Below are 22,683 nucleotides of genomic sequence, written 5' to 3' on the forward strand. Positions count from 1 at the left end.
GAAGCGGCCGTGCGCACCGTCGTCGATACGGCTCGGCTCACGCCAAGTGTCACCGTCTTCGGCACCATTCTCGCTACCGTCAGCGCCTGAAACCAGCCTCAGCAACGGCGTGGGTAATTACCCTTAAGGTCATAACCGAGCGCTGCCTGAACTGACTTGCCCCCAAGAGATGGTCAAGTGGTTTGATGTAACATTTCTTCTGCGCCAGAAACATGGCCTGCCTGCTCTTGGAGCGCATGTCGCTAGAAAAGCTTAGAAAACGGCCCGCCCGCCAAGCCAAACTTAGTTTGGAATCGTTCTTTTTGCGGCAGTGCAAACACTTGTCACGGAAGGGGAACTCCGCTAAGCCTCCCGCGCAATCAGCGTGTTGTCGCAGGGACCTTTCTTAGGCCTTTCTGGGGCTTAAATGCGTTAATGATTGCCGGTTTTAAGCCGAAGTCCGTTCCTTCTAGGTGTCGTATGACGAATCTCCTCGCCGACTACCTGCCTCTCGTAATCTTTATCGGCGTATCGCTCCTGATCGGGGTGGCGCTGCTCGTGGCGCCTTTCATCGTCGCCTATAGCCGCCCGGATTCGGAGAAGCTGTCTGCTTACGAGTGCGGCTTCAATGCCTTTGACGACGCCCGAATGAAGTTCGACGTGCGGTTCTACCTCGTCGCCATTCTTTTTATCATCTTCGACCTGGAAGTGGCGTTCCTGTTTCCCTGGGCCATTACGTTCGGGAATTTGGGCTGGTTCGGCTTCATCTCCATGATGATCTTCCTCGGCGTCCTGACGATCGGATTCATTTACGAGTGGAAGAAGGGAGCCCTTGAATGGGATTGATCTCCGAAAACCAGTCGACCCTGGTTGCTCCCGCGCCGCGCGGCATCATCGATCCGAATACCGGCAAGCCGGTCGGGTCGACGGATCCCTATTTCGTCTCCATCAACGAGGAGTTGTCCGATAAGGGCTTCCTCGTCACCTCGACCGAAGACCTGATCACCTGGGCGCGCACCGGCTCGCTCATGTGGATGACCTTCGGTCTGGCGTGCTGCGCCGTGGAGATGATGCAGCTGTCCATGCCTCGCTATGATGTCGAGCGCTTCGGCTTCGCCCCGCGCGCATCGCCGCGCCAGTCCGACGTCATGATCGTGGCCGGCACGCTGACCAACAAGATGGCTCCCGCCCTCCGCAAGGTCTATGACCAGATGCCGGAGCCGCGCTACGTCATCTCCATGGGCTCCTGTGCCAATGGCGGTGGCTATTATCATTATTCCTATGCCGTGGTTCGTGGCTGCGACCGTGTCGTGCCGGTCGATATCTACGTGCCGGGCTGCCCGCCGACGGCTGAGGCGCTCCTGTATGGGGTGCTGCTTCTGCAGAAGAAGATCCGCCGGACCGGCACCATCGAGCGCTGAGCGAAGGTCATTGCATGAGTGCTGATCTCCAAGCCCTGAGCGATTACATCGCCTCGTCCCTTGGCGAAGCGATCGAGAGCCGGGCCATTGCCTTCGACGAGCTGACGATTGTCGTTCGCCGTGAGGACATCGTGCGGGTGGCGACCTTCCTGCGGGACGATCCGCAGTGCCGGTTCGTCTGCTTCATCGACATCTGCGGGGCAGACTATCCTGCTCGCGAGAACCGTTTCGACGTGGTCTATCACCTTCTTGCGCCGCATCATAACCAGCGCATTCGTGTGAAGGTTGAGACCGACGAGGTGACTCCGGTTCCTTCGCTCGTCGGCATTTGGCCTGCTGCGAATTGGTTTGAGCGTGAGGCCTATGACCTCTACGGCATCCTGTTCTCTGGCCATCCGGACCTGCGCCGGATGCTCACTGATTACGGGTTCGAGGGCCATCCACTGCGCAAGGACTTTCCGCTCACCGGCTATGTCGAGGTCCGCTACGACGACGGTCAGGGCCGCGTGGTCTATGAGCCGGTGAAGCTCAATCAGGAGTTCCGCAACTTCGATTTCCTCTCGCCCTGGGAGGGCACGGATTACGTGCTGCCCGGCGACGAGAAGGCCAAGGCTTAAGGAGCGGAAGGGCGACCCATGGGCGAGCATAATATCCGCAACTTCACGATCAATTTCGGCCCCCAGCATCCGGCCGCGCACGGCGTCCTGCGCCTCGTGCTGGAACTGGATGGCGAGGTCGTCGAGCGCGTCGATCCGCATATCGGCCTGCTGCATCGCGGCACCGAGAAACTGATCGAGTACAAGACCTACGTTCAGGCCAATCCCTATTTCGACCGGCTCGACTACGTCGCGCCGCTGAATCAGGAACACGCCTTCTGCATGGCGGTCGAGAAGCTGCTCGGCATCGAGGTACCCCGCAGGGCAGAGCTGATCCGCGTGCTCTACTCCGAGATCGGACGCCTTCTCTCGCACCTCCTCAATGTGACCACGCAGGCCATGGACGTCGGCGCGCTCACGCCGCCTCTCTGGGGCTTCGAGGAGCGCGAGAAGCTCATGATCTTCTACGAGCGTGCCTCGGGCGCTCGCATGCATGCCAATTACTTCCGGCCCGGCGGCGTGAACATGGATCTTCCGCCGGAGCTGATCGACGATATCGAGGCCTTCTGCGATCCATTCCTGCAGGTGCTCGACGATCTCGACACCCTCGTGATCGGCAACCGCATCTTCAAGCAGCGCAACGTTGATATCGGCGTTCTCACGCTGGACGATTGCTGGAAGTGGGGTTTCTCGGGGGCTATCGTCCGCAGCTGCGGCGTGGCCTGGGATCTGCGCAAGTCGCAGCCGTACTCGCTCTATGAGGAGATGGATTTCGACATCCCCGTGGGCCTGAACGGCGACAACTACGACCGTCAGGTCATCCGCATGGAGGAGATGCGCCAGAGCGTGCGCATCATGCGTCAGTGCCTGGACAAGCTGCGGGCGCCGGACGGGCAGGGGCCCGTGAGTACCCTCGACGGCAAGGTCGCGCCGCCGTCCCGCAAGGATATGAAGCGCTCCATGGAAGCGCTGATCCATCACTTCAAGCTTTACACGGAAGGCTTCCACGTTCCGGCCGGTGAGGTTTACGTCCCGGTTGAGGCTCCGAAGGGTGAGTTCGGCGTGTATCTCGTGTCGGACGGCACCAACAAGCCGTATCGCTGCAAGATCCGCGCTCCGGGATTCGCCCACCTTCAGGGCATGGATTTCATGTGCCGCGGCCACATGCTGGCCGACGTCGCAGGCATTCTGGGTTCCATCGACATCGTCTTCGGCGAGGTCGATCGCTAAGACAAAGACCGCCTCGGGTCCGGGACAGATGATCCACGCACTTTGAGGCGTGTCGGAAAAGTTCAAGTCGCGAGTGGCCGGGCCTCATGCCCGGCCTTGGCGATGAGGAGAAGAGTGTATGGCCGTTCGTAAGCTCGCGCCTGAAAATATGCAGCCCGAGAGCTTCGTTCTCTCCCAGGAGACCGAGGCTTTCGCGGACAAGGAAATCGCCAAGTATCCGCCAGGCCGCCAGGCGTCGGCCGTGATCGCGCTCCTGACCAAGGCTCAGGAGCAGGCCGGTGGCTGGTTGCCCCGCAAGGCCATTGAGGCCGTCGCGGCGAAGCTCGACATGCCGATCATCCGCGTGATGGAGGTGGCGACCTTCTACACGATGTTCAACCTCGAGCCGGTCGGAAAGTATTTCATCCAGTTCTGCGGTACCACGCCCTGCGTTCTGCGCGGTGCTGGCGACATCAAGAAGGTTCTGGAGCACCGCATCGGTGACCAGAACCACGTGACGGTGGACGGCAACTTCTCCTGGCTCGAGGTCGAGTGCCTGGGTGCCTGCTCCAATGCGCCGATGGTGCAGATCAACGATGATTACTATGAGGATCTGACGACGGAGAACTTCGAGAAGCTTCTCGACGATCTCGCGGCTGGCCGCCCGGTGAAGGTGGGTTCTCAGATTGGCCGCAACAGCTCCGAGCCTTTCGAGGCCGTCAACACGCTGAAGGATCCGGCCCTCTACGACGGCTCGATCGTCGGTGCTTGGCGCAAGCGCTTCGAGGAGCAGGCGAAAGCCACCGAGACCGGCGAGGCTGCAGCGGCGGTCGCCAGCGTTCCGCAGGAAGCAAAGGCTGCGAAACCTGCATCAGGCCGAGCCACCGAAAGCGATGCTGCCGACACCCCGGCCAAGCGCGCCAAGGAAGGCGAGAAGCCGATCCATCCGGCCGACCAGAAGGATGCCGCTGATCCGTCAAAGGCAACCAAGGTCGAGTCGAAGGAAAAGGGTGCACAGCCCGCTCCCCAAAGCGGCAAGTCCTACGTGGCCACGCCGACGAAGGAAGGCCAGGCGGTGCCCGCCAGCCCGACGACGCCAGAGGCTGGCACTTCGCCTTCACAGGCTGAGGCCCGCCGCGACGGCAGCGAGAGCAAGCCGGGTGTGACCGTCGACAAAGACAACAAGTCGTCCTGATGGAGTGATCGGGAATGCTTCAGGACAAAGATCGTATCTTCACCAACCTCTACGGCTTCCATTCCCCGGACCTCAAGGCCGCGAAGATGCGCGGCGCCTGGGACGGAACGAAGTTCCTCCTCGAGCAGGGCCGCGACTGGATCGTCAACGAGATGAAGGGGTCGGGCCTGCGCGGCCGCGGCGGCGCGGGCTTCCCCACGGGCCTGAAATGGTCCTTCATGCCCAAGCAGTCGGACGGCCGTCCGCACTACCTTGTCGTGAACGCGGACGAGTCGGAGCCGGGCACCTGTAAGGACCGCGAGATCATGCGGAACGATCCGCATCTTCTCGTCGAAGGATGCCTCATCGCCTCCTTCGCCATGGGCGCACACGCGGCCTACATCTATATCCGCGGCGAGTACGTGGCCGAGCGTCATGCGCTTCAGCGGGCGGTGGACGAGGCCTACGAGGCCAAGCTCATCGGCAAGGACAACATCCACGGCTATCCCTTCGACCTCTACGTCCACCACGGCGCAGGTGCCTATATCTGCGGCGAGGAGACGGCTCTCATCGAGAGCATGGAAGGCAAGAAGGGCATGCCGCGCCTGAAGCCGCCGTTCCCGGCCAATATGGGCCTCTACGGCTGCCCAACCACGGTCAACAACGTCGAGTCCATCGCCGTTGCCGGTACGATCCTGCGCCGCGGTGCCGCCTGGTTCTCCAGCATCGGCCGCCCGAACAACGTGGGCACCAAGCTCTTCTGCGTGTCGGGCCACGTCAACAAGCCCTGCAACGTGGAAGAGGCCATGGGCCTCACCTTCCGCGAGCTGATCGACCGCCACTGCGGCGGTATCCGCGGCGGCTGGGACAACCTGCTCGGCGTCATCCCGGGTGGTTCGTCGGTGCCCGTCGTTCCCGCCGAGCAGATCATCGATGCCTATATGGATTTCGACACGCTGCGGAACCTGAAGTCCGGTCTCGGTACTGCCGCCGTGATCGTGATGGACAAGTCCACGGACATCGTCCGCGCCATCGCCCGCATCTCCTACTTCTACAAGCACGAGAGCTGCGGCCAGTGCACGCCATGCCGTGAGGGCACGGGCTGGATGTGGCGCGTGCTCACCCGCATGGCCGAAGGCCGCGCCCAGAAGCGCGAGATCGACATGCTGCTCGAAGTTTCGACCCAGATCGAAGGCCATACCATCTGCGCGCTCGGCGATGCGGCGGCCTGGCCGGTTCAGGGTCTGATCCGCCACTTCCGTCATGAGATCGAGAAGCGGATCGACGATTACGCGGCGAACCCGCATTCCGAATCCGTCCTCATTGCGGCGGAGTGAGATTGAAGATGGCGAAAATCATCGTTGATGGCGTCGAGGTCGACGTTCCCGTGGAATTCACGCTGCTCCAGGCCGCTGAGGCCGCTGGCGCTGAAATTCCGCGTTTCTGCTACCACGAGCGGCTCTCGATCGCCGGCAACTGCCGCATGTGCCTCGTCGAGGTGAAGGGCGCGCCGAAGCCGGTCGCATCCTGCGCCTGGGGCGTGCGTGACTGCCGCCCGGGTCCGAACGGCGAGCCGCCGGAAATCTCGACCAAGTCGCCGACGGTGAAGAAGGCGCGCGAAGGGGTGATGGAGTTCCTCCTCATCAACCACCCGCTCGATTGTCCGATCTGCGACCAGGGTGGACAGTGCGACCTGCAGGACCAGGCCATGGCCTACGGCGTCGATACGAGCCGCTATCACGAGAACAAGCGCGCGGTGACCGACAAGTATCTCGGCCCGTTGGTCCGCACCTCCATGAACCGGTGCATCCACTGCACCCGCTGCGTGCGCTTCTCTGCCGAAGTGGCGGGCGTGCCGGATCTCGGCGCCATCTGGCGTGGCGAGGACATGGAGATCACCAGCTATCTCGAGCGGGCTCTCGGCTCCGAGCTCCAGGCCAACGTGGCGGATCTCTGCCCGGTCGGCGCGCTCACCCACAAGCCGGAATCCTTCCATTTCCGCCCATGGGAGCTCACCAAGACCGATTCCGTCGACGTGATGGATGCGGTCGGCTCCGCGATCCGAGTCGATTCCCGTGGCCGTGAAGTGATGCGCATCCTGCCGCGCGTGAACGAGGCGGTGAACGAAGAATGGATTACCGATAAGACCCGCCAGATCGTCGACGGCCTGCGCCTGCAGCGCCTCGACCGTCCCTTCGTGCGCGAGAACGGCCGCCTGCGTCCGGCCTCCTGGCAGGAGGCTTTCGCCACCGTCGCCAGCCGCGTGAAAGGCACAGATCCGAAGCGCGTCGGCGCCATCGTAGGTGATCTCGCCGCCGTCGAAGAGATGTACGCCCTGAAGCTTCTCATGCAGAGCCTCGGCGTCACCAATGTCGATGCACGCCAGGACGGCTCGCTGCTGTCGCCGGTCTATGGCCGCGGCTCGTACATCTTCAACACCACCATCGCCGGCATCGAGGATGCAGACGCGATCCTCATCGTGGGCTCGAACCCGCGCATCGAGGCCTCACTCGTCAACGTGCGCATCCGCAAGCGCTGGCGCATGGCTCCGCCGCCGATTGCGATGATCGGCGAGCACGCCGACCTGACCTATCCCTACGAGTATCTCGGCGCCGGTCCCGAAACGCTGACCGAGCTCGCTGCCGGCCGCCACAGCTTCATCGACAAGCTGAGGGCTGCCGAGCGTCCGCTGATCATCGTGGGGCAGGGCGCTCTTTCCCGTCCGGACGGTCTCGCCATTCTCTCGGCGGTCGCGCAGCTCGCCCGCGATGTCGGCGCGGTGAAAGACGGCTGGAACGGCTTCTCGGTGCTCCATACGGCAGCCTCCCGCGTCGGCGCGCTCGATCTCAGCCTCGTGCCGGGCGAGTGGGGTCTCAATGCGCAGACCATGGCACAGGGCGAGGTGGATGTGCTGTTCAATCTCGGCGCCGACGAGATCGACATCGCGCCTGGCGCCTTCGTGATCTACCAGGGCACCCATGGCGACCGTGGTGCGCACCGCGCTGACGTGATCCTGCCGGCCGCGACTTATACGGAGAAGTCTGGTACCTACGTGAACACGGAAGGCCGGGTGCAGGTCGCAAACCGCGCCGCCTTCGCTCCCGGCGAAGCCCGCGAGGATTGGGCCATCCTGCGTGCCCTGTCCGACGTGCTGGGCCACCGTCTGCCGTTCGACTCGCTGAATGCGCTGCGTGCGAAGCTCTATGCGCATTACCCGCACTTTGCGGCCATCGACACGGTCCAGCCGGCCGATGGCTTTGCGGCCGTTCAGGCGCTGTCGAATATCGGCGGCATCCCTGGCCGCGAGCCGTTCGTGAGCCCGGTGAAGGACTTCTATCTGACGAACCCGATTGCCCGCGCCTCCGGCGTCATGGCCGAGTGCTCCGCGCTCGCTCGTGAGCTGAAGCTCGAGGCGGCTGAGTAAGAGGAACGGATCATGGAATTTGGAGATATCCTCCTCGCAGTCGCGATCATGCTGGGCAAGAGCCTCCTCCTGCTCGTCGCGCTTCTCGTCTTCATCGCCTATGCGCTTTACGCCGACCGCAAGGTCTGGGCAGCGGTGCAGTTGCGCCGCGGCCCGAACGTGGTCGGCCCCTGGGGCCTGTTCCAGTCCTTCGCCGACCTGCTGAAGTTCGTGCTGAAGGAGCCGGTCATCCCGGCACCGGCCAACAAGGGCATGTTCCTGCTCGCACCGCTGGTGATGTGCACCCTGTCGCTCGCGGCCTGGGCGGTCATTCCGCTCAACGCGGGCTGGGCGATTGCCGATATCAATGTCGGCATCCTCTACATCTTCGCGATCTCGTCGCTCGGCGTCTACGGCGTCATCATGGGCGGCTGGGCCTCGAACTCGAAGTATCCGTTCCTCGGCGCGCTTCGCTCGGCGGCGCAAATGGTCTCTTACGAGGTCTCCATCGGCTTCGTCATCGTGACCGTGCTCATGTGCGCGGGAACCCTGAACCTGTCGGCCATCGTGGAATCGCAGAACACCCGCCTCGGTATCCTCGGCTGGTACTGGCTGCCGCTCTTCCCGATGTTCGTGGTGTTCTTCATCTCGGCCATGGCCGAGACGAACCGTCCGCCCTTCGACCTCCCTGAGGCGGAATCGGAGCTCGTGGCCGGCTATATGGTGGAATATTCCTCCACGCCATACCTGCTCTTCATGCTCGGCGAATACGTGGCCATCATGACCATGTGCGCGCTCGGCACGATCCTGTTCCTCGGCGGCTGGCTGTCGCCGATCCCGTTCGCGCCCTTCACCTGGGTGCCGGGCGTGATCTGGTTCGTGTTGAAGGCGAGCTTCCTCTTCTTCCTCATCGCCATGGTGAAAGCCCTGGTGCCACGCTACCGCTACGATCAGCTCATGCGCCTCGGCTGGAAGGTCTTCCTGCCGCTGTCGCTCGCCATGGTCATCGTCGTGGCGGCTGTTCTGATGGTCACCGGCAATGCGCCGGGCGTCCGCTAAAGGAGATCGGCCATGCAGCTCGACCGCATTGCCCAATCCCTCCTGCTGAAGGAGTTCATCTCGGGTTTTATCCTGACGGTGAAATACTTCTTCAAGCCGAAGGCGACCCTGAACTATCCCTTCGAGATGGGCCATCGCGGCCCGCGTTTCCGCGGCGAGCACGCCCTGCGCCGCTATCCCAACGGGGAAGAGCGCTGCATCGCGTGCAAGCTCTGCGAGGCCATCTGCCCGGCCCAGGCCATTACCATCGAGGCCGGCCCACGCCGCAACGACGGCACTCGCCGCACGACGCGCTACGACATTGACATGGTGAAGTGCATCTATTGCGGCATGTGCCAGGAGGCCTGCCCGGTCGACGCCATCGTGGAAGGACCGAACCTCGAGTTCTCCGTGGAGACCCGCGAGGAGCTTTATTACGACAAGGCCAAGCTTCTCGATAACGGGGAGCGCTGGGAGCGCGAGATCGCGAGGAACCTCGCGAAGACCGCCCCCTACCGGTAAGAGCGTCCTGCCCGGTAAGGGCAGGGGGCAAGCATGTCCGGTGGGTTGTGCCCCCCGGATTCGGATTTTATAGACAGGCCGCCGGATTCTCCGGTGCCACGTCGGAAGGGGCCGCTCTCCAGCGGCTGAGCTCAAGCATGACGGTTACCGCCGCCTTCTTCTATCTGTTCGCGACGATCACGATCGCCTCCGGCTTTATGGTGATTGCCTCCCGCAACCCCGTGCAGTCGGTGCTCTTCCTCATCCTGGCCTTCGTCAATGCGGCGGGGCTGTTCCTGATGATGGGAGCCGAGTTCCTGGCGATGATCCTGGTCATCGTCTATGTGGGCGCGGTCGCGGTGCTTTTCCTCTTCGTCGTCATGATGCTCGACGTGGACTTTGCGGCGCTTCGCCAGGGCTTCCTGCAATATCTGCCCATCGGCGGGCTGATCGGTGTGATCTTTCTGCTCGAGCTGATCCTGGTGATCGGTGCCTATGCCGTCGATCCGGGCCTCGTTCGCTCGCCCGCGGTTCCGATCCCGGCGCCCGACGTCATGACCAACACCGAGGCGCTCGGCCAGGTTCTCTACACCCGGTACTTCTATTTCTTCCAGGCAGCCGGCCTGATCCTGCTGGTCGCTATGATCGGCGCCATCGTGCTGACCCTGCGTGAGCGTGTTGGCATCCGGCGCCAGGACATTTCCAAGCAGAATGCCCGGACGCAAGAGACAGCCGTCGAGGTGCGGAAGGTTCCCTTCCGCCAGGGCATCTAAGGAGGCACGCAATGGTTATCGGACTGGGCCATTATCTCACCGTTGCCGCCGTGCTCTTCACGCTCGGGGTCTTCGGCATCTTCATCAATCGGAAGAACGTGATCGTCATCCTGATGTCCATCGAGCTGATCCTGCTCGCCGTGAACATCAACATGGTTGCCTTCTCGACCCACCTGAACGACATCGTCGGCCAGGTCTTCGCCATGCTGATCCTCACGGTCGCGGCGGCAGAGGCGGCCATCGGCCTTGCGATCCTCGTGGTCTTCTTCCGCAATCGCGGCTCCATCGCGGTTGAAGATGTCAACAGGTTGAGGGGCTAGGAGCATGATCCAGAAAAGTGGGAACCGGTTTTCTGATCAAGATCATGCGGCCATGAGCCAGGCCCGAACGGCGAAGTAAACGACAATGTATCACGCAATCGTCTTCCTGCCGCTCGTCGGCTTCCTCATCGCAGGCATCTTCGGTCGGCTCCTCGGCGCCCGGCCGAGCGAGATCATAACGACCGCGCTGCTCTTCGTGGCGGCCGTCCTGTCCTGGGTGTCCTTCATCCAGGTCGGCTTCGGTGACGGGGCCATCCGGATCCAGGTCGCCCAGTGGATGTCGGTCGGAGATCTTCAGGTCGATTGGGCTTTCCGGATCGATACGCTGACCGCCATGATGCTGGTCGTGGTCAACACGGTCTCGGCGCTCGTGCATCTCTATTCCATCGGCTACATGCACGAGGATCCGCACCGTCCGCGTTTCTTCGCCTATCTGTCGCTCTTCACCTTCACCATGCTCATGCTGGTGACGGCCGACAATCTGGTCCAGATGTTCTTCGGCTGGGAAGGCGTGGGACTCGCGAGCTACCTGCTCATCGGCTTCTGGTACCAGAAGGATTCCGCCAACGCAGCGGCCATGAAGGCCTTCATTGTCAACCGCGTCGGCGATTTCGGCTTCCTGCTCGGCATCTTCACGGTCTTCGTGCTGTTCAACGGCGTCACGTTCGACGCGATCTTCCCGCGCGTTTCCGAGTTCGCGAATGCGCGCTTCATGTTCCTCGGCATCGAGTGGCATGCCCTGACCATCGCCTGCCTGCTTCTCTTCATGGGCGCCATGGGCAAGTCGGCCCAGTTCCTGCTGCACACCTGGCTGCCGGACGCGATGGAAGGCCCGACCCCGGTTTCCGCACTCATCCATGCCGCCACCATGGTGACCGCCGGCGTGTTCATGGTCGCGCGCCTGTCGCCGATCTTCGAATACGCTCCGGCCGCGCTCGCAGTCGTCACCGTCATCGGCGGAATCACTGCCTTCTTCGCCGCGACCGTCGGTCTGGTTCAGAACGACATCAAGCGCGTCATCGCCTATTCGACTTGCTCGCAGCTCGGCTACATGTTCGTGGGCCTCGGCGTCGGTGCCTATAGCGCCGGTGTGTTCCATCTGTTCACGCACGCCTTCTTCAAGGCGCTGCTGTTCTTGGGTGCCGGCTCGGTCATCCATGCGATGCACCACGAGCAGGATATTCGCCACATGGGTGCCCTGCGCCGCTACATCCCGTTCACCACGGCAATGATGGCCATCGGCACCCTGGCGCTAACCGGCTTCCCGTTCACGGCAGGCTACTACTCGAAGGATGCGATCATCGAGGCGGCCTATGCGGCCCATTCTTCGGCAGGCTCCTTCGCCTTCCTGGCGACCGTCGTCGCCGCCTTCATGACCTCGTTCTACTCCTGGCGTCTGTTCTTCCTCACCTTCGAGGGCACTGCGCGCTGGGGCCACGGACACCATGCTCCGAGCGCCCATGAGGGCGTGGAGCATGATGAAACCGGCCACGATGTCGAGCCGGCCTCTCATGCCCAGCACGCGCACGGTCATGATGACCACGGACATCACGGATCGCACACGCCCCACGAGAGCCCGCTCGTGATGCTCCTGCCGCTGCTCGTTCTCGCCATCGGGGCGGTTCTGGCCGGTATCGTCTTCCACGGTGCCTTCATCGGTGAAGGCTATCAGGAGTTCTGGAAGGGTGCTCTGTACACCCGTCCCGACAACCACATCCTGGAAGAGATGCACCATCTCCCGGGCTGGGTGCCGCTGCTCCCGACGATCATGATGATCCTGGGCTTCCTGCTGGCCGTCTACATGTACATCATTGACAACAAGCAGCCGGCGAAGCTCGCAGCCGATCACCCGATCCTGTACCGCTTCCTGCTGAACAAGTGGTACTTCGACGAGCTGTACGACGCCATCTTCGTGCGGCCGGCCATGGCCATTGGCCGCTTCTTCTGGCGCACGGGCGACCAGCGCATCATCGACGGGCTCGGACCTGACGGCATTTCCTCCCGTGTCCTCGACGTGACGCGCGGCGTGGTGCGGATCCAGACGGGCTACGTCTACCACTATGCCTTTGCCATGCTGATCGGCGTTGCCGCTCTCGTGACCTTCTATCTCTTCAGGGGAGCCCACTAATGCTCGGCTTCGGCATCCTCTCCGGCCTTCTCATTCTCCCACTCGTCGGAGCGGCCTTCATCCTGACCCTGCGCGGAGATAGCGAGGCTACTCGCTCCAACGCTCGCTGGGCCGCGCTTGCCACGACGATCGCGACCTTCCTTCTGTCTCTTGTCGCCTGGGCGCGGTTCGACATCGCTTCGGCGTCGTTCCAGCTCGTGGAAAGCCATGCCTGGCTGACCGAGACCATCCGGTTCAAGCTCGGTGTCGACGGCTTCTCGATGCCGCTCATTCTGCTGACGACATTCCTGATGCCGTTCTGCATCCTGGCCTCGTGGGAATCGATCGAGAACCGGGTGAAGGAATATTTCGTCGCCTTCCTCGTGCTCGAGACCACGATGATCGGGGTGTTCGTCGCGCTCGACCTCGTGCTGTTCTATCTGTTCTTCGAGGCGGGCCTCATTCCGATGTTCCTCATCATCGGGATCTGGGGTGGCAAGCGACGCATCTATGCGAGCTTCAAGTTCTTTCTCTACACGCTCCTCGGCTCCGTCCTGATGCTTCTGGCCATCATGGCGATGTACTGGACGGCAGGCACGACCGACATCCCGACACTGCTGACCTACAAGTTCGCGCCGAATCTCCAGATCTGGCTCTGGCTCGCCTTCTTCGCCTCTTTTGCGGTGAAGATGCCGATGTGGCCGGTCCACACCTGGCTGCCGGATGCGCACGTGGAAGCGCCGACGGCCGGTTCCGTGATCCTGGCGGGCGTTCTCCTGAAGATGGGTGGTTACGGCTTCATCCGAATGTCGCTGCCCATGTTCCCGGATGCGTCGCTCTATTTCGCGCCGCTAGTCTATGCGCTCTCCATCATCGCGATCATCTACACCTCGCTCGTCGCCCTGATGCAGGAGGACATCAAGAAGCTCATCGCCTATTCCTCGGTGGCGCATATGGGCTTCGTCACCATGGGCCTGTTCAGCATGAACGAGCAGGGCATCCAGGGGGCCATGTTCACCATGATCTCCCACGGCCTTGTCTCGGGCGCGCTCTTCCTCAGCGTGGGCGTGATCTATGACCGGATGCACACCCGCGAGATCAAGGCCTATGGCGGTCTGGTGAACCGGATGCCGCTCTATGCGGTGGTCTTCCTCATCCTGACCATGGCCAATGTGGCGCTGCCCGGCACCTCGGGCTTCATCGGCGAGTTCCTGACCCTATTGGGCGCTTTCCGGTCCAACACCTGGGTCGCGTTCTTCGCCGCGACCGGCGTGATCCTCTCGGCCGCCTATGCCCTCTGGCTCTACCGGCGCGTGGTCTATGGAGAGCTCGACAAGCCGGCCCTCCAGGGTATCACGGACTTGAACCGCCGCGAGATCATCACCTTCGCGCCGCTCGTCCTGCTCATCATTTACTACGGCGTGCAGCCCGGTCCGATCCTCGACGCCTTCGCGGCGCCGACGGATGCGCTCATGAATAGCGTACAGGCTGCGCTCGCCACCGTGAAAACGGCCGCTGTCATCGCACACTGAGGTCACGATGAATCCCGCCCTCACCATTCCCGCTTTCGGTCCGATGCTGCCAGAGATCCTTATGGCAGCAGGGGCTCTCATCCTGGTCCTCTACGGCGCGTTCCGTGGCGAGCGGTCGGGCTATGGCATGAACGTCATCGCACTGGCGTTGATCGCCGTCACTTTCGTGGCCGTCCTGATGCTCCCGTCCGAGCGGGTCGAGACCATGGCCGGTTCCTTCGTCGTCGATGGCTTCGCCAAGTTCATGAAGGCACTGACGCTTTTGGGGTCGGCCGGCGGCATCATCCTCTCTATGGACTATATGCGCCGTGAGGGGATCTATCGCTTCGAGTATCCGATCCTGATCGTGCTCTCGACCATCGGCATGATGATGGTGATTTCGGCAAACGACCTGATCGCCCTCTATCTCGGCCTTGAGCTTCTCAGCCTGTCGTCCTACGTGATCGCGGCCTTCGACCGCGACAACGTGCGCTCCACCGAAGCCGGCCTGAAGTACTTCGTGCTTGGTGCGCTTTCCTCCGGCATGCTCCTTTATGGTGCCTCGCTGGTTTATGGCTTCACGGGCAGCGTGTCCTTCCCGACCATTGCGACGGTTCTGCAAGGAACTGTCGGCATTGGTGCCATCGTTGGCCTCGTCTTCATTGCCGCCGGCATCGCCTTCAAGATCTCGGCCGTGCCGTTCCACATGTGGACGCCAGACGTGTACGAGGGTTCGCCGACCCCTGTGACGGCCTTCTTCGCCGCCGCTCCCAAGATGGCCGGCATGGCGATGGCGACCCGCGTCTTCATCGATGCCTTCCCGGGCATCCTCGTCCAGTGGCAGCAGATCATCGTCTTCATCTCGATCGCCTCGATGGCGCTTGGCTCCTTTGCCGCTATCGGCCAGCGCAACCTGAAGCGCCTAATGGCCTATTCCTCAATCGGTAATGTGGGCTATGCGCTGATCGGTCTTGCCGCCGGCACGCCTGAGGGCGTTCAGGGCGTCGCCATCTACATGGCGATCTACCTCGCTATGACGCTCGGTTCCTTCGCGATCATCCTCGCGATGCGTCGCGGCAATGTGATGTTCGAGTCGATCGACGACCTTTCCGGCCTCTCTCGCACCCACCCTGCCTTGGCTTTCTGCCTGGCCATGATGATGTTCTCACTGGCCGGTATTCCGCCGCTCGCGGGCTTCTTCGCCAAGTTCTACGTCTTTGCTGCAGCGATCCAGGCTAATCTCGTGACCCTGGCGGTGATCGGCGTCGTGACGAGCGTGATCGGCGCCTACTACTACCTGCGCATCGTCAAGGTGATGTACTTCGATGCGCCGGTCGAGCGGTTCGAACCCATGTCGCCGGGCGTGAGCTTCGTGCTCGTCGTGTCGAGCGCTGTGGTGCTGCTGTTCTGGCTGGTGCCGACACCCATCGTCAACGCTGCGGGCGCCGCTGCGCGCTCGCTGTTCTGATCGTGAATCTGTCGCCCGAGACCGAGGCCGCCGGTTATCGGCTTCTCTCGCTCGAGGCGACCAACTCGACGAACGACGACGCGCTCCAGGCCGCCCGGTCCGGCGATCTGGGACAACTCTGGATCACGGCGGCCGAGCAGCTTGCGGGAAGGGGGCGACACGGCCGGCAATGGTCGTCGCCCCCCGGTAACCTCTATGCCAGCCTGCTCCTGATCGATCCATGCGACATGGCCGTGGCACCCCAACTCGGTTTCGTGGCCGGGCTCGCGTTGCATGAGGCCATCGAGGAGGTCATAGGCATCGGAGCGCCGCGCCTGTCCCTCAAATGGCCGAACGATCTTCTTCTCGACGGCGCGAAGTTGTCGGGGCTGCTGCTTGAAGGTCATCGTCTTCAGCCGAATGGACTGCTGGCCATCGTCATCGGATTTGGCGTGAACGTTGCTTTCGCGCCAACGGGCACGCCTTATCCCGCCGCTGCTTTGCAGATGGTCAGGCCTGGGCTGAACAAGGACGAGGTCCTCCGCGCTCTGTCTTCGGCATTCGCCCGAACCTTCTCCGCCTGGCGTGCCGGATCGCGGATGAATGCATCGGATCCGTTCGGAGCGATCCGGCGGCTCTGGCTGGAGCGTGCTGCCGGCGTCGGGCAGGAAGTGACTCTGCGATTGCCGTCGTGCGAGAAGAGGGGCGTTTTCGAGGGGCTCGACCGTTTTGGACGTCTGCAGCTGAAAACTCGCGATGGCATGGAACTCATCGATGCAGGCGACCTTTATTTTCCCAATTTACTGCACGATATAGCCAAGCCTGACACTGGCTCGATAAGGTCTTAAACTTAATGGCTTCCCACCAGGACGAATTGGTCTTTCTTCCCCTCGGAGGACTCGGCGAAATCGGAATGAATGCTGCGCTCTACGGCTTCGGGCCGGAGGAGGATCGGCAATGGATTCTGGTCGATTGCGGCATGGGCTTCGGTGGTGAGGAGCATCTGCCTGGAATAGAGGTCGTCTATCCCGATCTGCGCTTCATCGAGGAAGAACGTCACAACCTTCTAGGTATCTTCATCACCCACGCCCACGAAGACCATATCGGTGCGCTGGTCGAAATGTGGCCGCGCCTCAACGCTCCGGTCTACGCTACGAAGTTCGCCATTGGCCTGCTCGAAACGCGTCGCCTGTCAGAGGCCAATGCGCCGAAGGTCGATCTTCGCGAGATCGTGCCCGGTCAGCGTCTGAAGATAGGTCCTTTTGACATCGAGTATGTCCCGGTCGCGCATTCGATTCCGGAATCGAATGCACTCGCCGTCCGCACGCCGCATGGGCTCGTGGTGCATACAGGCGACTGGAAACTAGACGATACGCCCTATCTCGGCAGCCTGACATCGGAAGAAGCCTTCCGTGCCTTGGGCAACGAAGGGGTGCTGGCTCTCGTGTGTGATTCCACCAATGTGGTCCGCGAAGGCACGAGCCCGAGCGAATCCGATGTCTCCAGGAATCTAGCGCAGCTGATCAAGGATGCCCCACACCGCGTTGCGATCACGACGTTCGCCTCGAATGTCGCCCGCATCCGCTCGGTGGCAGAAGCGGCCCGTGAGTGCGGGCGGGAGGTGGTCGTTGTGGGCCGTGCCATGGATCGTGTGGTCGATGTGGCGAAGGAATGCGGCTACCTCGACGGCCTGCCCGAATTCCGCTCGACGGAAAATTTCGGTTACATGCCCCGCGACAAGGTCGTTGCCATCCTGACAGGCTCGCAGGGCGAGCCTCGGGCAGCGCTTGCCCGTGTCGCCCAGGACGAGCACCCGGACATTGCGCTCTCCGCCGGTGACCGTGTGATCTTCTCGTCGCGTGCCATTCCCGGAAACGAGAAGGATGTAGGCTCGATCATCAACAGCCTGATCGAACAGGGCATCGAGGTTATCACCGACCGGACGGAACTGGTTCACGTCTCCGGCCATCCCCGCCGTGGTGAGCTGGCGCAAATGTACCAATGGACCCGGCCGCGCATCGCCATTCCTGCCCACGGCGAGCCGTTGCACCTGAGCGAGCACGCCAAGTTCGCGCGAGCCCAGGGGGTGCAGGAGGTCGTTCGAGCCAAGAACGGGACCCTCGTACGTCTCTCGCCCGGTCCCGCTGAGATTGTCGATACTGTTCCGACCGGGCGTCTTTATCGCGACGGTAACATCGTCATCGGAGCTGGTGAGCGGGCTCTGCCGGAGCGCCGCAAGCTCGCTTTTGCGGGCATCGTCACCGTGGCGATTGCCATTGATGATCGAGGCGAACTCGTCGGCGATCCCGTGATCGATGCCATGGGCCTGCCGGATAAGAACCGGCAGGGGCGGGATCTGACCGACATCATTGCCGACACCGTGGCCGATTTGCTCGATGGTCTGCCAAAGGCCAAGCGCCGGGATCCGGACGCCGTCGAGAATGCGGTTCACCGGGCCGTCCGCGCGGCTGTCAATCAGGAATGGGGCAAGAAGCCCGCCTGCCATGTGCTCGTCATCGAGGCTTGAGGTCTAAACGGGGAGAGGGACGATGATCGGACGTCTCAACCATGTCGCCATCGCCGTGCGCGATATCGCAGCGGCCTCGGAGGTTTATCGGAACACGCTGGGAGCCGAGGTCTCGGCGCCTGAGGCGCTGGAGGAGCATGGTGTCACGGTCGTGTTCATCACCCTGCCCAACACCAAGATCGAACTCCTGGAGCCTCTAGGCGGGGAATCGCCCATTACTCGGTTCCTGGAGAAGAACCCCGACGGCGGTATGCATCATATCTGCTACGAGGTGGACGATATCGTCGCGGCGCGGGACCAACTTGTGAATTCCGGGGCAAGGGTGCTCGGCTCCGGCGAGCCGAAGATCGGAGCCCATGGAAAGCCCGTGCTTTTTCTGCATCCGAAGGATTTCAACGGCACGCTCATCGAGCTTGAGCAAGCCTGAGGACAAGCTGTTGATACGCTTTGTAAAAACCTTGGCAGGATCGCTCTGGTCCACGATTGCGGTCGTCGCGGTCGTGTCCGCCATCGCCGTCACCATCGCCATCACCGGATTTGGCCTGCGGGTAAGCGGAGGCTTGGCTCTCTATTTCGTGATCTGGTGGATCCTGCTCTTTGCCGTCCTGCCCTTCGGCGTTCGCAGCCAGGTCGAAAGCGGGGAGGTCGTTCAAGGAAGCGAGCCTGGGGCCCCGGCGCTTCCTGCCTTAAGGGAAAAGGCGATCTGGACGACGCTTGTCGCGTCCATCGTCCTTATTGTGGTTGCCGCGGTGTTCCCCCTGGCCGGGCTTTGATCGGAACCGCAACGGGAGCCAAAAAAGAAAAGCAAGGCTTTCGCCTTGCCTAAACTGCCTTTTGGCAATTTTTGATCCCTGGCTTTCTTAGACCAACGCCTCGTGGCGCTTGGGGATCTTGTTCCTCCCGAAACTCGGACCGTAGCCTCTGACCTTTGAAGGTCTAAGACGTTAGGGTTTCGTTTATAGAGACCTTACCTAGCGGTGTCACCTTTTGTAGGCACGTCCTGATGCATTTTTTGGCATTTCTTGTATTGATCTTTGGTCTAATCCATCTCGCCGCAGGGGCGTTCGGGCGATGACAGCTTGTCTTTTGCCTAGGGCCTGTGTTGTGTGCTGGAAGCGAGTCGCTACCTTTTCCCGTTCTGATCGAGACCCAAAAGGCGTCCTATGCGTTTGAGCCGCTACTTCCTCCCCATTCTCCGTGAGACGCCGAAAGAGGCGGAGGTCGTCTCCCATCGCCTGATGCTGCGCGCCGGCATGATCCGCCAGGAAGCAGCGGGGATCTATGCTTGGCTGCCGCTCGGCTTGAAGGTGCTGAACAAGGTCAATGCCATCGTCCGCGAGGAGCAGAACCGCTCCGGCGCCGTTGAGCTTCTGATGCCGACGATCCAGTCCGCCGACCTCTGGCGGGAATCAGGCCGCTACGACGCCTACGGCAAGGAGATGCTGCGCATCCAGGACCGGCACGAGCGTGAGATGCTCTTCGGCCCAACCAACGAGGAGATGATCACGGAGATCTTCCGAGGCTATGTGCGCTCCTACAAGGATCTGCCGCTGAACCTTTATCACATTCAGTGGAAGTTCCGCGATGAGGTGCGCCCGCGCTTCGGCGTCATGCGCTCGCGCGAGTTCCTGATGAAGGACGCCTATTCCTTCGATCTCGATCAGGCCGGCGCCGTCCATTCCTATAACAAGATGTTCGTGGCCTACCTCCGCACCTTCGCCCGGATGGGCCTGAAGGCGATCCCGATGAGAGCCGATACTGGCCCCATCGGCGGCAACCTCAGCCACGAATTCATCATCCTGGCCTCGACGGGCGAGAGCGAGGTTTTCTGCCATGCGGATTACCTGAACTTCGACATTCCGCCGACCGATACCAACTTCGACGACATCCCCGGCCTCCAGAGCACCGTCGACAAATGGACGTCACTCTACGCCGCCACCTCCGAGATGCACGATGAGGCGGCCTTCAATGCGGTGTCGGAGGACAAGAAGATGTCCGCCCGCGGCATCGAGGTCGGCCACATCTTCTATTTCGGTACCAAGTATTCCGAACCCATGGGCGCGAAGGTCATGGGCCCCGACGGGCAGGAGCGGGAGGTCCATATGGGCTCCTACGGCATCGGCCCGAGCCGCCTGATCGCCGCGATCATCGAGGCGAGCCATGACGAGAACGGCATTATCTGGCCAGAAGCTGTTGCTCCATTCGATGTGGCGATCCTGAATCTGAAGGCAGGCGACTCCGCCACGGATGCAGCCAGCGAGCGGCTCTATCGCGAACTCGGCGCAGCGGGTCGCGACGTGCTTTATGACGACCGCGACGAGCGTCCGGGCGGCAAGTTCGCTACCGCCGATCTCATCGGCGTGCCCTGGCAGATTCTGGTTGGGCCGAAGGGGCTCGCCGAGGGCAAGGTGGAACTGAAACACCGCGCCACCGGCGAGCGCGAGACACTTCCTCTCGAGGATGTGGTCGCCCGTCTCACAGCTCATCAATAAGCCGTCATGGCCAAGAACAGAGAAGCCAAGACGGCACCGGCCGGAACGAAACCCTTCTCGCTCTTCGAGTGGATGCTCGCCGGGCGGTACCTGCGCACGCGGCGGCGGGAAGGTTTCGTCTCGGTTATTGCCGGCTTCTCGTTTCTTGGCATCATGCTCGGCGTCGCCACGTTGATCGTGGTGCTCTCGGTCATGAACGGCTTCCGCAAGGAACTGCTCGACAAGATCGTGGGCATCAACGGCCATATCTTCGTAGCGCCGCTGGAAAGCCCGCTCACCGATTACCCGGAGGTCGCGGCGCGCATCGCGGCGGTACCGGGTGTCAAGCGCGCCATTCCGCTCGTGGAAGGACAGGCCTTCGGCTCCTCGCAATACAACGGCAGCGGTGTCCTCGTACGTGGCATCCGCCCGGAGGATCTGCGCAAGATCGATCACATTGCCGGCAACCTGCGTCAGGGTAGCCTGGACGATTTCGATAGCGGCGAGGGGGTCGCCATCGGGCGCCGCCTGGCCGATGCGCTCTCGCTGCAGGCCGGCGACACCTTCACGCTCATCACGCCGCGCGGCGCGTCCACACCCTTCGGTACGGCTCCGCGGGTCAAAGGCTATCCAGTCAAAGCGATCTTCGAGATCGGCATGTCGGAGTTCGATTCCACGTTCGTCTTCATGCCGCTGACGGAAGCGCAGAACTATTTCAACCGCCAGAACGATGTGCAGCTTATCGAAGTCTATCTCGACAATGCGGATAGGGTGGACCAGGCACGTGCGGCCATCGAGGAGGCGGCAGGTCGCCCGATCCTGATGACCGACTGGCGCCAGCGCAACCGAACCTTCTTCGGGGCTCTCGAAGTCGAGCGGAACGTGATGTTCCTCATCCTCACGCTGATCGTGCTTGTGGCCGCACTCAACATCATCTCCGGCCTCATCATGCTCGTGAAGGACAAGTCCGAGGACATTGCGATCCTGCGTACCATGGGCGCGACGCGCGGCGCCGTCATGCGCGTCTTCCTGATCACGGGCGCGTCGATCGGCATCGTCGGCACGATCGCGGGCTTCGGCCTCGGGCTGCTGCTCGCGCTCAATGTCGAGACCATCCGCGATGTCATCTCGCGGCTCACAAACACCAATCTCTTCCCAGCGGAACTCTACTTCCTGAGCCGCCTGCCGGCCGAGGTGAATCCGACCGAGGTGGCGACCATCCTCATCATGGCGATGGTGCTGTCACTGCTGGCGACTCTCTATCCCTCCTGGCGGGCCGCGAAGCTCGATCCGGTCGAAGCGTTGCGTTACGGATAAGTATGTCGGCACCCCAGTCCCAACCCGCCCTGAATCTCTCCAAAGTTGAGCGCCGTTATCCGCAAGGAGACAGCTTTCTGGAGGTGCTGCGCGGCGCCGATCTGGCGATCTGGCCGGGCGAGATCGTGGCGTTGATCGCGCCCTCCGGCACAGGCAAGTCGACGCTGCTTCATCTGGCGGGTCTGCTCGAAAAGCCCGATGGTGGCGAGGTCTTCGTCGGGTCGAAGCCGACGGCCGCCATGAACGACCACGAGCGCACCCGCATCCGGCGCGAGGAGCTCGGCTTCGTCTACCAATTCCATCATCTGCTGCCGGAGTTCTCTGCGCTTGAGAACGTGGTGATCCCGCAGCTCATCCGCGGCCTGTCCAAGACGGAAGCCCAGGATCGTGGGACGCAGCTTCTGACGTTCCTAGGTCTCGGCAAGCGCCTCGATCACCGCCCTGGCGAACTGTCCGGCGGCGAGCAGCAGCGCGTCGCCATCGCCCGCGCCGTCGCCAACGCCCCACGCCTGCTTCTGGCGGATGAACCGACCGGCAACCTCGATCCCAATACGGCAGACCGCGTTTTCCAGACGCTCGTCGCCATCGTCCGCGCATCGAAACTCGCGGCCTTGATTGCCACGCACAACATGGATCTCGCAGCCCGCATGGACCGGCGCGTCACGATCCGCGATGGCTTGATCGTCCAGCTGCCTTAAGACTTCCCAAAACCAAATAGAAAGGGCGCCTCAGGCGCCGACGAAGATGCGCGACCGTGCATCTTAACGATCTATTGACTCCGTCCCGAGCCAGGACTCTGCACACGCTTTACACAGAACATTCAATGAACAAAGATGAACATATTGGGAACACGGAGATCAGACCATGCTTCGCTTCATCCTCGAGACCA

Annotated in this window: 21 protein-coding genes; all 21 read left to right on the top strand. The window is 62.1% G+C overall.

Going from position 1 to position 22,683, the window contains the following annotated elements; genetic code table 11:
• The first annotated feature begins 459 nt into the window (after window positions 1-459).
• The 21 genes from ACS5Q1_RS20230 to ACS5Q1_RS20330 all read left to right on the top strand — a co-directional run bounded on the left by ACS5Q1_RS20230 (window position 460) and on the right by ACS5Q1_RS20330 (window position 22,492).
• Window positions 460-825 (top strand): NADH-quinone oxidoreductase subunit A, encoded by a 366-nt coding sequence (locus ACS5Q1_RS20230; protein ID WP_203439585.1) that lies wholly within the window; start codon window positions 460-462, stop codon window positions 823-825.
• Entirely contained in the window at window positions 816-1,400 is a 585-nt protein-coding gene (locus tag ACS5Q1_RS20235; protein WP_203439584.1) for a NuoB/complex I 20 kDa subunit family protein, read from the top strand. Before ACS5Q1_RS20230 ends, ACS5Q1_RS20235 begins: the two co-directional genes overlap by 10 nt.
• A 14-nt stretch (window positions 1,401-1,414) precedes the next feature.
• A complete protein-coding gene (locus tag ACS5Q1_RS20240) occupies window positions 1,415-2,017 on the top strand; it encodes an NADH-quinone oxidoreductase subunit C (RefSeq protein WP_473099866.1) in 603 nt (200 codons plus the stop codon).
• Between the two features lie 18 nt (window positions 2,018-2,035).
• The gene (locus ACS5Q1_RS20245) at window positions 2,036-3,226 is read left to right on the top strand and encodes an NADH-quinone oxidoreductase subunit D (protein WP_473099867.1); all 1,191 of its coding nucleotides are present in this window, start codon (window positions 2,036-2,038) and stop codon (window positions 3,224-3,226) included.
• Window positions 3,227-3,344: 118 nt separating this feature from the next.
• Window positions 3,345-4,400, top strand: coding sequence for an NADH-quinone oxidoreductase subunit NuoE (gene nuoE, locus ACS5Q1_RS20250; protein ID WP_473099868.1), 1,056 nt, complete (start codon window positions 3,345-3,347; stop codon window positions 4,398-4,400).
• A gap of 14 nt (window positions 4,401-4,414) precedes the next feature.
• The gene (gene nuoF, locus ACS5Q1_RS20255; RefSeq protein ID WP_473099869.1) at window positions 4,415-5,716 is read left to right on the top strand and encodes an NADH-quinone oxidoreductase subunit NuoF; all 1,302 of its coding nucleotides are present in this window, start codon (window positions 4,415-4,417) and stop codon (window positions 5,714-5,716) included.
• 8 nt (window positions 5,717-5,724) lie between these two features.
• Entirely contained in the window at window positions 5,725-7,803 is a 2,079-nt protein-coding gene (nuoG, locus tag ACS5Q1_RS20260; protein WP_473099870.1) for an NADH-quinone oxidoreductase subunit NuoG, read from the top strand.
• Window positions 7,804-7,815: 12 nt separating this feature from the next.
• Entirely contained in the window at window positions 7,816-8,841 is a 1,026-nt protein-coding gene (nuoH, locus tag ACS5Q1_RS20265) for an NADH-quinone oxidoreductase subunit NuoH (RefSeq protein WP_473099871.1), read from the top strand.
• A 12-nt stretch (window positions 8,842-8,853) separates the two neighbouring features.
• Window positions 8,854-9,342 carry an NADH-quinone oxidoreductase subunit NuoI gene (nuoI, locus tag ACS5Q1_RS20270; protein ID WP_036351473.1) on the top strand — a complete coding sequence of 163 codons (489 nt, stop codon included), beginning with the start codon at window positions 8,854-8,856 and terminating at the stop codon, window positions 9,340-9,342.
• 137 nt (window positions 9,343-9,479) lie between these two features.
• Complete coding sequence (locus tag ACS5Q1_RS20275) at window positions 9,480-10,094, top strand: NADH-quinone oxidoreductase subunit J (protein WP_203439577.1); 615 nt, start codon at window positions 9,480-9,482, stop codon at window positions 10,092-10,094.
• Between the two features lie 11 nt (window positions 10,095-10,105).
• Window positions 10,106-10,414 (top strand): NADH-quinone oxidoreductase subunit NuoK, encoded by a 309-nt coding sequence (nuoK, locus tag ACS5Q1_RS20280; protein ID WP_036351479.1) that lies wholly within the window; start codon window positions 10,106-10,108, stop codon window positions 10,412-10,414.
• Between the two features lie 85 nt (window positions 10,415-10,499).
• Window positions 10,500-12,542, top strand: a complete 2,043-nt coding sequence (gene nuoL, locus ACS5Q1_RS20285; protein WP_473099872.1) for an NADH-quinone oxidoreductase subunit L — start codon at window positions 10,500-10,502, stop codon at window positions 12,540-12,542.
• A complete protein-coding gene (locus tag ACS5Q1_RS20290) occupies window positions 12,542-14,053 on the top strand; it encodes an NADH-quinone oxidoreductase subunit M (protein WP_203439575.1) in 1,512 nt (503 codons plus the stop codon). Before nuoL ends, ACS5Q1_RS20290 begins: the two co-directional genes overlap by 1 nt.
• 7 nt (window positions 14,054-14,060) lie before the next feature.
• Window positions 14,061-15,500: an NADH-quinone oxidoreductase subunit NuoN gene (gene nuoN, locus ACS5Q1_RS20295; protein ID WP_473099873.1), complete on the top strand. Its 1,440-nt coding sequence runs from the start codon at window positions 14,061-14,063 to the stop codon at window positions 15,498-15,500.
• A gap of 2 nt (window positions 15,501-15,502) precedes the next feature.
• Window positions 15,503-16,327 (top strand): biotin--[acetyl-CoA-carboxylase] ligase, encoded by an 825-nt coding sequence (locus ACS5Q1_RS20300; RefSeq protein ID WP_473099874.1) that lies wholly within the window; start codon window positions 15,503-15,505, stop codon window positions 16,325-16,327.
• 5 nt (window positions 16,328-16,332) lie between these two features.
• Window positions 16,333-18,006, top strand: coding sequence for a ribonuclease J (locus ACS5Q1_RS20305; RefSeq protein WP_473099875.1), 1,674 nt, complete (start codon window positions 16,333-16,335; stop codon window positions 18,004-18,006).
• Between the two features lie 22 nt (window positions 18,007-18,028).
• Entirely contained in the window at window positions 18,029-18,433 is a 405-nt protein-coding gene (gene mce, locus ACS5Q1_RS20310; protein WP_473099876.1) for a methylmalonyl-CoA epimerase, read from the top strand.
• Between the two features lie 10 nt (window positions 18,434-18,443).
• A complete protein-coding gene (locus tag ACS5Q1_RS20315; protein WP_473099877.1) occupies window positions 18,444-18,779 on the top strand; it encodes a DUF1467 family protein in 336 nt (111 codons plus the stop codon).
• Between the two features lie 390 nt (window positions 18,780-19,169).
• On the top strand, window positions 19,170-20,498 hold the full coding sequence (gene proS, locus ACS5Q1_RS20320) for a proline--tRNA ligase (RefSeq protein ID WP_473099878.1): 1,329 nt from the start codon (window positions 19,170-19,172) through the stop codon (window positions 20,496-20,498).
• A 6-nt stretch (window positions 20,499-20,504) separates the two neighbouring features.
• Complete coding sequence (locus tag ACS5Q1_RS20325) at window positions 20,505-21,794, top strand: lipoprotein-releasing ABC transporter permease subunit (protein ID WP_473099879.1); 1,290 nt, start codon at window positions 20,505-20,507, stop codon at window positions 21,792-21,794.
• A 2-nt stretch (window positions 21,795-21,796) separates the two neighbouring features.
• The gene (locus ACS5Q1_RS20330; RefSeq protein WP_473099880.1) at window positions 21,797-22,492 is read left to right on the top strand and encodes an ABC transporter ATP-binding protein; all 696 of its coding nucleotides are present in this window, start codon (window positions 21,797-21,799) and stop codon (window positions 22,490-22,492) included.
• Window positions 22,493-22,683 lie beyond the last annotated feature (191 nt).

The sequence above is a fragment of the Microvirga sp. GN3 genome (genome assembly GCF_055792825.1).